Below are 10824 nucleotides of genomic sequence, written 5' to 3' on the forward strand. Positions count from 1 at the left end.
TTAACCGGGATCACCGCCGAGGGCGAGAGGCGTGGAACACCTTGAACCGGTTGTCGCCAGTGACTTCGTCGACGCGCGAGAAAGCTTCGTTCAGCGTGGTTTCGTAAGGCAGGTGGCGGTTGGCCACCATCCACAGCTCACCATGTTTTGCGAGATTACGTGCGGCGGATTGAATAAAGCCCTGACCCAGCGCGGGGTCTGCGCTGCGCGAGGTGTGAAAGGGCGGGTTCATAACGACGGCGTCCAGCCCCTCGGGCGCGCGCCAAGTTACCGCGTCGGTCCAGTGAAAAGACGCCCGGTCATCGGTGATATTGGCCTTTGCACAAGTCAGGGCGATGTGGTCGGCCTCAACCAAGTATAGGGCGCGTAAGCCCTGTTTTTGCAACACGTTGGCAGACAGATACCCCCAGCCCGCACCCAGATCGGCCACCCGTGCGCCCAATTTTGCGGGCAGGGCGCCCAGCAACAGGGCCGAGGCCGGGTCCACTCCGTCCGCCGAAAACACACCGGGCGCGGTCGTAAAGCCGTCCACCATTTGCCCATGGGGCGCGGCCCAGTCGGCGAAAGCCTCTGGATCAGAGGCAAACCAGAAGATCTTGCCATGCGCTTTGGAAATTGGCCCTTCGACCGGCACGCGCTTACGGATGTCCTTCAGCAGGCTGTCCACCCCATCGGTTTTGGCCCCGTCCACCACAATCGTACCCTTGGCGCGCAAGCAGGCCTGTTGAACAAGGCTGCGGGCCAAAGCTTTTGCGCGGGGTAGGAATATCACCGCATCCTGGCATGGATCACGGGTCTCGGGGCTAACGTCAAAACCTTGTGCCGCGAAATGATCATGGAACGGTTTGAAGGGCTGTACTACCTGCGTTTCGCGAGGCAGCTCGGACAGGTCATGGGCTGGTGTCGGCCCGATCACCGTCAGCGGCTGTGACAGCGCAAGGCCGCTGTTCAGGGCAAGATCAAGGCGAGGGGACATACGCGTTCGTTGGAAGAGCAGACGCTACTCTTCGCGTTCCATTGTGCATTGCAGGGGGTGCTGGTGTCGGCGAGCAAAGTCCATCACCTGACCCACTTTGGTCTCGGCGATCTCGTGGCTGAATACGCCAACCACGGCGACGCCTTTCTTGTGCACGGTCAGCATGATCTCGAACGCTTCGGCGTGGGTCATGCCGAAAAAGCGCTCCAGCACGTGCACAACGAACTCCATCGGGGTGTAGTCGTCATTCAGCAGCAGCACCTTGTACAGCGGTGGGCGCTTGGTTTTAGGGCGCGTCTGAATCAGGACGGACGAGTCGCCGTCGTCGTCCGAATTGTCAGACATCATCCAAGGGTTTTCAAACATTGCGCGCAAAAGTCCGATTCAGGCTTCGGTTTATCTGAGCGGTTATATAACGTCCTAGGGGCCAGAGAAAAGAGCCAGCAGGACGTAATCGCAATGGAAGACAAGCTGACCATCGTCGGGTTCGATGCTGATGATACGTTGTGGCACAACGAACGGTTCTTTCAACTGACGCAGGCCTATTTCGCCGATCTGCTTGCGGACCATGCCGAACGGGATCATCTGATGGATCGTCTGCTTGCTGCAGAAAGACGCAACATCCGACACTATGGGTATGGAATCAAAGGCTTCATTCTGTCGATGATAGAAACCGCGATCGAGGTCACCGAAGATCGTGTCCCGGCTTCGGTCATTCGCCAGTTGATCGACGCGGGGCAAGAGATGTTGGCCCATCCGATCGAACTGCTTCCCCATGCCCGCGAAGCGGTCGAAGCAGTCGGGGCGACTCACAAGGTTGTGCTGATCACCAAAGGCGACCTGATTGATCAAGAAAGGAAGCTGGCGCAATCTGGTTTGGGCGAGCTTTTTGACGAGGTCGAGATCGTTTCAGAAAAGACGGCTGAAACCTATCATGAAATATTTGCGCGCCATGGCACCGGCCCTACCCAAGCGATGATGGTCGGCAATTCGATGCGATCCGACGTAGTGGCTCCGATTGAGGCTGGCTGCTGGGGGGTCTACGTCCCCCATGGGCTGGTCTGGGAGATCGAAAAAGCCGAGGTCCCCACCCGTTCGAACCGGTACAAGGAATTGCGGGATCTGGGTGATTTAGCGAGCCTTGTTCGCACGCTTGCATGATGTTGCCGAATGGTCCCAGTTACAAAAAATTGAATAGGCTATTTACGGCGGCACCAAATCTGAGGACGATTTAGTGGTTGAGGTGTGCAAGTCGACCATATGTTGCGGGTGACTGCACGCCGAAAGAAAGATCGAATTTACCAGCTTTCGGTTTATTTCGGACGTCCTCTGTGTTAGCCTTACGGGTAATAAAATAAATTAATTGCTGACCGGGAAAACCCGGCGGCCCGAGGTAGACAGAGGCAAAGATCGTGCAGGTTCGGCGGACAGTTCCGGCCCGAATGGGCTTATTTCTTATAGCATTCGTGTGGCTGCTTTCTTTTGCGCCGTTGCAATCGGTTGCCGCGCCCTATGCGGCGATGGTAATTGACGCGCGCACGGGTGAGGTTTTGCACTCGCGCAACGCAGATACCCGACTTCACCCGGCTTCTCTGACCAAGATGATGACGCTCTATATCGCGTTCGAGGCTGTCCGGAATGGTGAGATCGAGTTGGATACGCAAGTACGTATCACCAAAGCAGCTGCGGCAGAGCCCCCGTCCAAGCTGGGGCTGCGCTCGGGTCAGCGGATTGCGTTTCGGTACCTGATCCGCGCGGCCGCCGTGAAATCCGCCAATGACGCGGCGACCGCCATCGGGATTGCCATTAGTGGATCCGAGGCCGCGTTTGCCCGCCGTATGACGCGCACCGCCAAAGCCATGGGTATGAGCCGCACAACCTTCAAGAATGCGCATGGATTGACCGAGTCCGGCCACTTGTCGACCGCGCGGGACATGACGACGCTTGGGCGGCATCTCCTCTATGATTATCCGCAGTATTACAACCTGTTTTCACGTCAATCGACTCATGCAGGGATCAAAACGGTTCCGAACACCAACCGCCGCCTTTTGGCCGCCTATAAGGGTGCCGATGGGATCAAGACTGGATACACACGAGCGGCGGGCTTCAATCTGGTAGCCTCGGCCAAGCGTAAGGATGAGCGGATCATCGCGACCGTCTTCGGCGGAAAATCCGGCGCATCGCGCAATGCCAAAGTGGCTGAGTTGCTGGATATGGGCTTCCGACGCGCTCCATCCCGTGCGCCCATCCGCAAACCTGCCCGTCCGGCTTACGCTGGAAATGCGGGCCTGAATGCGCAGGTCGCGCGCCTGACCACTGCACCTACGGCCAGCCTGCGGCCCGTGTTGCGCCGCGCAGCTGCAGTTCAAGTCGCCGGAACAGTTGCCGCGACAGCGGCAAAAGACGAAAGCAGAATTCAGGATGGCATTGCTGCGGCAATCGCAGCGGCTGATATCCAGACCCCGGATGACGGAACGGTGCGCCCGGCGCCTCGTCCTGATGATCTGGTTCTGGCGTCGACCAACCCGGCTGCTCAGCCAGAGCCGGAAAGGGAAATTGTCACCCGTCTTTCTACTTCGGGCGGGCATCTTTGGGGCGTCAATGTGGGTCGGTATACCACGCGCTACGAGGCCGAGAAGGTGCTGCTGAAAACCGCTTTGGCTGAAATGACCACTTTGGAAGGAACCTTGCGCAAGGTGAATCAAAGCTCACGGGGTTTCGATGCGACGTTCCAGGGCATGACCCGCGAACAGGCCGATCTGGCTTGCCGCAGGTTGCAGGCCCGAAATGTCACCTGTTTCATGATCGGGCCGTCATAAAACCCGACATTCTCTCTCCTGATTGGATGGGGCTGCGAGGGAACTCGCAGCCTTTTTTTTCGGAGTTGGGCTAACGTGCGAACATCCCGCGACGCGTTTGCCATTTTCGGGACGTTCGTGTCCCAGAGCGTTTCGGAAATGCTTGCAGGCATTAGTCGAACACATGACCGTGCTGGTACTGCTCATCCTGACCGGCGGCAGCGGTTAACGCGGCGACATTGTCCTTGGTGAAAAAGCCATCATATTTGTGGCAGCGTTCAATGTATTCCGTGATCAGCAGCGTGTTTTTTGAGTGTTTTGAGAAGATCTGCTTGAGGTTCGGATCGTCTTTGCACTCGCCTACTACATGGGCCAGAAATGGCACGCCCTTGTCCTTGAGCGTATTCACCACGAAATCCACGTTCTTTTCACCCGCGCCGTGATCGCCATCCTGAATCTCGATCGCCATGTGATGTAGGCGACGGCCGAAATTGCGGACAAAATCCTCGGTCGGCATCGGCAGCTTGGCGAAGGAATTCACGAAGGACGGCGTGTTGTTGGCGGTGAACACTTTGGCAGGTGATTTCTTGTCGTCATCTACGTTTGGGTTTCGGTTCACATTGGTGGAAGAATTCATGTCGAAGATGTTGTACGCGCCCCAGAAGTAGTAGGGCACCATGGTCAGGAACTCGAGGATTGCGTCCTCGCGTTCTCCGGCAAGAACACGCGTGGCGAGGTGATCAATACCTAGCATGAGCGGTGCGATATTGCTGTCGGTCCCAAACGCGGCAGCCTGATTCAGACGAGCTTGCTCACTGTCGCTCAATAGAACACGGTCGCCCAGACCGAGGCTATCCGTGTCGTTGAAGTCCAGATTGGAATAGCCAACCCGATTACAGGTGAAATCCGAAGGTGTAGTGAACTGAAAACCCTGCAGTGTGTAGAACGGATTTTCGGTGTCGCCTGAATACTCGAACCGAATATTCTGATCCTCCAGCGTTTGGGTCAGCGCGGTTAGGTCCGACGCGCCGAAGACCTCTCCGACATATCGGGTTTGCGGAGTCTTTCGGGCCAGCGGATACATGCGGTTGATACGGGGAATAAAGTCTTCGAAAGCTGGGCTGAGCGGTGCCATTACGACCAGGGCAGGGTAGTCGGAATGTGAATGCAGGACCGAGAATTTATGCGTGCGCCCCAGATAGCTGGCTGTGTGGCGATAGGGCGTCATTACGTAAAGCTCGACCAATGTGTCAAACAGTGCATCGGATTCGACCTGTATCACGATGGCCTTCATCGCCCCGACCAGGTCGGCAACGCCCGAGCTGGCGCGGCGTTCGTAGATTTTTGGCAAATACTCGTTGAAGAACTCCGAGTTTTTCTTGTCGCCGCGGGGTTCGTAGGACATCAGATCAAAAGACATAAAGCTATCTCCTTGCTCCTGCGCTTTGCAGGTGGTGCAGGGTGTTGCCGGGATTGTGGCACTCAGAACATGAACTTGTGGTCATGCTAGGGGCTGAACCTGACCCCGGCAACACCAACGGTATACGCGTGCTGTCTTAAGCCAATCTGATCAGCGGATGAATTTCGTCACATCGACCCCGCCAGTGATCAGGTTTTCCCGCACCGAAGCTGCGATTTGCACCGCCGTAGGGCCGTCCCCGTGCAGACATATTGTGTCGATCGAGGTTTCCAGTCGTTTGCCGGATTCAGTGATGATGGCCCCTTCGCGCACCATGTTCAGGATGCGTGGCCCGGCAAGTTCAGGGTCGTGAATGACTGCTCCGGGCAGGCTTCGATCCACCAGCGTTCCGTCGTCATTGTAAGCGCGGTCGGCAAAGATCTCTCCGACCCATTTGCAGCCAAGGTCGCGTACAGCTTCTTCCTGTTTGGTGACGGCCAGCACCATGATGATGATATCGGGATCCACGTCCAGCGCACCCTGATAGCAGGCGCGCGCCATATCCACATCAACCGAGCACATATTGGCCAACGCGCCGTGTAGTTTCAGGTGCCGGACCTGCGTTCCAACCGCCTTGGCCATGCCTAAAGCTGCCCCCAATTGATACCGCACCAGATTGCGCAGGGACGCATGAGGGATTTTCATGTTTCTGCGGCCAAACCCCTGCAGATCAGGAAAGCCGGGATGCGCGCCGATACCGACGCCGTTTTCAGCGGCCAGCTTCATCGTCTGCGCCATCACATCCCAATCACCCGCGTGAAAGCCACAAGCGATATTGGCCGAGGTGATGATCCTCAGCAGACTATCGTCATCGCCCATCTTCCAGGGGCCAAAGCTTTCCCCCATATCGGCATTCAGATCGACGCTGGGCATCGGCAACACTCCTTTAGTCGGTGGCAGAGATCATTCCGTCGATCAATTGGTAGGACAACAGGTCCGGGATGTCATGGGGATTGCGCACCAACGGTTCGATCTGACCGTTTAGCCGGATCAGGTCAGCCGAGTGGCGGGCCTGTAGCGTCGCAGCCTCCTCAAGCGTCACGAATTCGAACCGAATTTCAGCACCCGCTGGCGTTTGTGCCGCCCGAGGGATGTCGCAAGGCAAGACCGTGGCGATACGTGGGTAACCCCCGGTGGTCTGGCATTCGGGCAGCAGGATAAACGGGTTTCCAGTGCCGGTCATTTGGATGTCGCCGGGTGTGATGATCTCGGACAGGATATTCAGCTGCCCTTTTGCCGCAAATCCGGGTCCGTCGCTTTCCAATTGCATCCCCATGCGGTTGGCCCTTGCACCGCGCGTAAAGCTGGTGGCGGCAAACCGGTCCAAGGTGCTTTGATCAAACAATGATGTCTGAAAACTGGCGACTACATGCAAAAGTCCGCCCGAGAACCTGTCCTCCGGTCTTAACTTCCAACCAGCACGCCCCGCGCCCTTGGGGCTATTCAGTATGTCATCTTGCTGAACAACTCGCCCAATCTTTGCGGTCAGATGCGTTGAGCGGGACCCCAAAAATTCTGGCACGTCTATGCCGCCACCAAGATGAAGGTAGCCATAGCTGCCACGCAGCGCAGCTCCGATCACCAATCGTTGCCCGGCCTCGATCTGATGAGAGGCATTCCACGGCACAGGACTTCCATCAATACTGGCCTGCATCGGTGCGCCGGTGAGGGCAAAACATGTGGTTTGGTTCGCTTCGAACTCTCCACCCATGCCCGCCATTTCCAACGCTGCAAGTTCGGGGCTCTGGTCCAACAGCGCAGCTCCTTCGTGCAGGGCAAGGATGTCAGCAGCCCCGGATCTGGACAAACCTTGATCCAGATATCCAATACGTCCCTGGTCCTGAATTGAGCAGGCCGGGCCGATGCGCAGAACGGTCAGAGTCACTGCTTGATCTCCTGACAAGTTGCGCCGCCCGTGCCGTCGGCGTTGTTTGCGCGGATATCCTCCAACGCGTCTCGGGAAATCGGCACGAACTGCATTTCGTCGCCGGGGCGCAGGGCAAAGCTGTGTTCTGCTTCGGGGCGAAAGCATCGGAACGCGGTTTGGCCGACATGCCTCCATCCCGTCGGAGTTGGGCCTGAAAAAAGTACGAACTGCGATATTGCCAGAACCAGCGCGCCCTCGGGCACCATCGGGGTTAAATCCTGAAGTCGGGGTATGTTGAACTCGGGTCCAAGCGGGCCCAGATATGGCTGCCCCGGCGCGAACCCAATCGTCAGGACACGGACGCGAGTTTCCGACAGGCGACGGACAGCTTCCTCGACGCTTAACCCTGCTGCGTGTGCCGCGTCGCCAAGCTGGGGTGCAAGCTCACCGCCGTATACTGTTGGAACGCGCCAGAACCTGCGTCCCATGGGCATGGGCGCAGAGTACCAGTCTTGGTGGCCCAAAGCCCCGCGTACCCTGGCATCGAGGTCGGCATGTGATAAAAGTTTGGTATCGAACCGTATATAAGCGGATGCCAAAGTGGCCGAGGTTTCAAGTACGCCTTCCCAGTTTTCGCTGTCGACGAGATCGCGAAACGCCAAGGCTGCCCGGTTCGAGGATTCCTCCATTGCGTCACCAAAGGAAACCAGCAAACCGTCATATCCGACGGTGCGCACGCGCGGGAATTTATGATCGGGCACTTGGGTCATGGAATTTCGTCAATTCAGCTTGGTTGCCGTGACCTGACCGCATCCGCAGTTGATACGCAAGCATTTGAGCGCGTGGATTTACTTTTGACACGCTGTGGCTGCCGGAATCCCGCTTTTGCGCCGCAGGTTTCGACTCGCAAAGAGACGCACGAGTCGAGAGCTTCTAGTATCTGTCTGCTTACTGTTCACTATATATAGGGCATTGTTCGCCCCGCCTTGTTGTCATCCAATACCTTGGGCTGTTGTTTGACGCTGAATTGGAGGAAAATGACGTCGATGGCTGGTGATTAGATCGTTGTTTTCAAATGGAAAAACAAAATAATGCAAAAAAAATGGCATTTTTCAAATTTTCTGCTTGCGGCTTTGTTGGGTAGCCCTTAGAACCCCCTTCACCGGCGCTGCTGAGGCGGTGCTGGGGTGCTGGAGACGGTGCTGACGGACTGGAAAGACGGTTGAGACGCTCGGGAGAGACCGGGGGCATCTGAGGTTAGGGTTTAGGCGGGCGCGCTGAGTTGATTGGCGCAACGGCTTGGTTTTTGGCTCTGGGTGTTTGTTCTTTGACATTGATGGATAACTGAAGAGATATGTGGGCGGTTTGGTTCGTTTCGACGGATTGAATGTCTGTATATCGCGCTCTTAGGTTCGATGCCTGCGCTCAAGTAGCGTAAGCGGTAGCGCCGATGATAGAGTGTCAGCTTCACTGTTTGTACGGCTTTCGGTTTCTGATGAAACCAGAAGCACAACAAACAGATGACTTTAGTTGTACTCCCGGCTAGCCGGCTGGGGGTGTCGCCTGATTGTGCTCGAGTAGCTGCAGCGTAGCGTAAGCTACCTGTGCTCAAGTAGCCGAATAGGCGGTAGCACAACTAAAGATGTGCAGAGGTTCGAACGTCAAGGATAAGCAGCAATGCTTTTCAACTTGAGAGTTTGATCCTGGCTCAGAACGAACGCTGGCGGCAGGCCTAACACATGCAAGTCGAGCGCGCCTTTCGGGGTGAGCGGCGGACGGGTTAGTAACGCGTGGGAATATACCCTTTGGTACGGAATAGCCTCTGGAAACGGAGAGTAATACCGTATGAGCCCTTCGGGGGAAAGATTTATCGCCAAAGGATTAGCCCGCGTTAGATTAGGTAGTTGGTGGGGTAATGGCCTACCAAGCCTACGATCTATAGCTGGTTTTAGAGGATGATCAGCAACACTGGGACTGAGACACGGCCCAGACTCCTACGGGAGGCAGCAGTGGGGAATCTTGGACAATGGGGGCAACCCTGATCCAGCCATGCCGCGTGAGTGATGAAGGCCTTAGGGTCGTAAAGCTCTTTCGCCTGTGAAGATAATGACGGTAGCAGGTAAAGAAACCCCGGCTAACTCCGTGCCAGCAGCCGCGGTAATACGGAGGGGTTAGCGTTGTTCGGAATTACTGGGCGTAAAGCGCACGTAGGCGGATCGGAAAGTTGGGGTGAAATCCGGGGCTCAACCCCGGAACTGCCTCCAAAACTATCGGTCTAGAGTTCGAGAGAGGTGAGTGGAATTCCGAGTGTAGAGGTGAAATTCGTAGATATTCGGAGGAACACCAGTGGCGAAGGCGGCTCACTGGCTCGATACTGACGCTGAGGTGCGAAAGTGTGGGGAGCAAACAGGATTAGATACCCTGGTAGTCCACACCGTAAACGATGAATGCCAGTCGTCGGGTAGCATGCTATTCGGTGACACACCTAACGGATTAAGCATTCCGCCTGGGGAGTACGGTCGCAAGATTAAAACTCAAAGGAATTGACGAGTACACACAAGCGGTGGAGCATGTGGTTTAATTCGAAGCAACGCGCAGAACCTTACCAACCCTTGACATCCTAGGACCGGCCCAGAGATGGGTCTTTCACTTCGGTGACCTAGTGACAGGTGCTGCATGGCTGTCGTCAGCTCGTGTCGTGAGATGTTCGGTTAAGTCCGGCAACGAGCGCAACCCACATCCTTAGTTGCCAGCAGTTCGGCTGGGCGCTCTAGGAAACTGCCCGTGATAAGCGGGAGGAAGGTGTGGATGACGTCAAGTCCTCATGGCCCTTACGGGTTGGGCTACACACGTGCTACAATGGCAGTGACAATGGGTTAATCCCAAAAACTGTCTCAGTTCGGATTGGGGTCTGCAACTCGACCCCATGAAGTCGGAATCGCTAGTAATCGCGTAACAGCATGACGCGGTGAATACGTTCCCGGGCCTTGTACACACCGCCCGTCACACCATGGGAGTTGGTTCTACCCGACGACGCTGCGCTAACCTTCGGGGGGCAGGCGGCCACGGTAGGATCAGCGACTGGGGTGAAGTCGTAACAAGGTAGCCGTAGGGGAACCTGCGGCTGGATCACCTCCTTTCTAAGGATGTTTCTAGCATCACAGAGCTTGCTCTTGATCGTGAAACACTTAGCAGAAGATCAACAAACAAAGTTGATCAAACTCATGGACCGAGCCGTCCTCATATCTCTTCAGACATAGCGTGAGCTACTGCTCATGCAGATCGGTTTTGCTTAAGGCAAGCTGGCCCTCTCGGCAGATTTGCTTTGCAAATCGCCTGCCGGGCGACGCCGATTTTGCGGAGCAAAATCAGCTGGGTCGGTAGCTCAGGTGGTTAGAGCGCACGCCTGATAAGCGTGAGGTCGGAGGTTCAAGTCCTCCTCGACCCACCACGTTTTTTGCGAAGCAAAAAACGAGTGCGGCAGTGCATTCGGCGAAGCCGAATGTCACGAGAGGCACTCGGTTGAGGTCTTCGCAGATGGGGCCTTAGCTCAGCTGGGAGAGCGCCTGATTTGCATTCAGGAGGTCAGGAGTTCGATCCTCCTAGGCTCCACCACTTCTCATTTGCTGGCAAATGAGAAGAGTGCGCGGCAGTTGCTTTTGTGAAGCAAAAGCAATGAGAGCGTCACCCGGTAGCCATGCCAGGTGCTGATATCCATAACAGA

8 protein-coding genes, 2 tRNA genes and 1 rRNA gene are annotated in these 10824 nt (G+C 56.2%); 5 read left to right on the forward strand and 6 right to left on the reverse strand.

The window, feature by feature from the left end:
* Positions 1 to 10 precede the first annotated feature (10 nt).
* Complete coding sequence (locus tag ACR3EG_RS05345) at positions 11 to 976, reverse strand: class I SAM-dependent methyltransferase (RefSeq protein WP_480483508.1); 966 nt, start codon at positions 974 to 976, stop codon at positions 11 to 13.
* Positions 977 to 1000: 24 nt separating this feature from the next.
* Positions 1001 to 1342, reverse strand: a complete 342-nt coding sequence (gene clpS / locus ACR3EG_RS05350) for an ATP-dependent Clp protease adapter ClpS (RefSeq protein WP_170356801.1) — start codon at positions 1340 to 1342, stop codon at positions 1001 to 1003.
* Between the two features lie 93 nt (positions 1343 to 1435).
* Here clpS and ACR3EG_RS05355 point away from each other — a divergent pair, with 93 nt between their 5' ends.
* The gene (locus ACR3EG_RS05355; protein ID WP_480483510.1) at positions 1436 to 2137 is read left to right on the forward strand and encodes an HAD family hydrolase; all 702 of its coding nucleotides are present in this window, start codon (positions 1436 to 1438) and stop codon (positions 2135 to 2137) included.
* A gap of 281 nt (positions 2138 to 2418) precedes the next feature.
* A complete protein-coding gene (locus ACR3EG_RS05360) occupies positions 2419 to 3795 on the forward strand; it encodes a D-alanyl-D-alanine carboxypeptidase family protein (protein ID WP_480483512.1) in 1377 nt (458 codons plus the stop codon).
* A gap of 151 nt (positions 3796 to 3946) precedes the next feature.
* Here ACR3EG_RS05360 and ACR3EG_RS05365 read toward each other — a convergent pair whose 3' ends face one another.
* The 4 genes from ACR3EG_RS05365 to ACR3EG_RS05380 all read right to left on the reverse strand — a co-directional run bounded on the left by ACR3EG_RS05365 (position 3947) and on the right by ACR3EG_RS05380 (position 7870).
* Positions 3947 to 5194, reverse strand: a complete 1248-nt coding sequence (locus tag ACR3EG_RS05365; protein ID WP_480483514.1) for a hypothetical protein — start codon at positions 5192 to 5194, stop codon at positions 3947 to 3949.
* Positions 5195 to 5344: 150 nt separating this feature from the next.
* The gene (locus tag ACR3EG_RS05370; protein WP_480483516.1) at positions 5345 to 6106 is read right to left on the reverse strand and encodes a LamB/YcsF family protein; all 762 of its coding nucleotides are present in this window, start codon (positions 6104 to 6106) and stop codon (positions 5345 to 5347) included.
* A 13-nt stretch (positions 6107 to 6119) separates the two neighbouring features.
* A complete protein-coding gene (locus ACR3EG_RS05375; RefSeq protein WP_480483518.1) occupies positions 6120 to 7118 on the reverse strand; it encodes a 5-oxoprolinase subunit C family protein in 999 nt (332 codons plus the stop codon).
* The gene (locus ACR3EG_RS05380) at positions 7115 to 7870 is read right to left on the reverse strand and encodes a 5-oxoprolinase subunit B family protein (RefSeq protein ID WP_480483520.1); all 756 of its coding nucleotides are present in this window, start codon (positions 7868 to 7870) and stop codon (positions 7115 to 7117) included. Before ACR3EG_RS05380 ends, ACR3EG_RS05375 begins: the two co-directional genes overlap by 4 nt.
* Before the next feature lie 915 nt (positions 7871 to 8785).
* On the opposite strand from ACR3EG_RS05380, the gene ACR3EG_RS05385 reads away from it, so the two are divergent.
* The 3 genes from ACR3EG_RS05385 to ACR3EG_RS05395 all read left to right on the forward strand — a co-directional run bounded on the left by ACR3EG_RS05385 (position 8786) and on the right by ACR3EG_RS05395 (position 10715).
* A 16S ribosomal RNA gene (locus tag ACR3EG_RS05385) occupies positions 8786 to 10240 on the forward strand.
* A gap of 234 nt (positions 10241 to 10474) precedes the next feature.
* A tRNA-Ile gene (locus ACR3EG_RS05390) sits at positions 10475 to 10551 on the forward strand.
* An 88-nt stretch (positions 10552 to 10639) separates the two neighbouring features.
* Positions 10640 to 10715, forward strand: a tRNA-Ala gene (locus tag ACR3EG_RS05395).
* Positions 10716 to 10824: the final 109 nt, after the last annotated feature.

The sequence above is a fragment of the Ruegeria sp. AM7 genome (assembly GCF_056535965.1).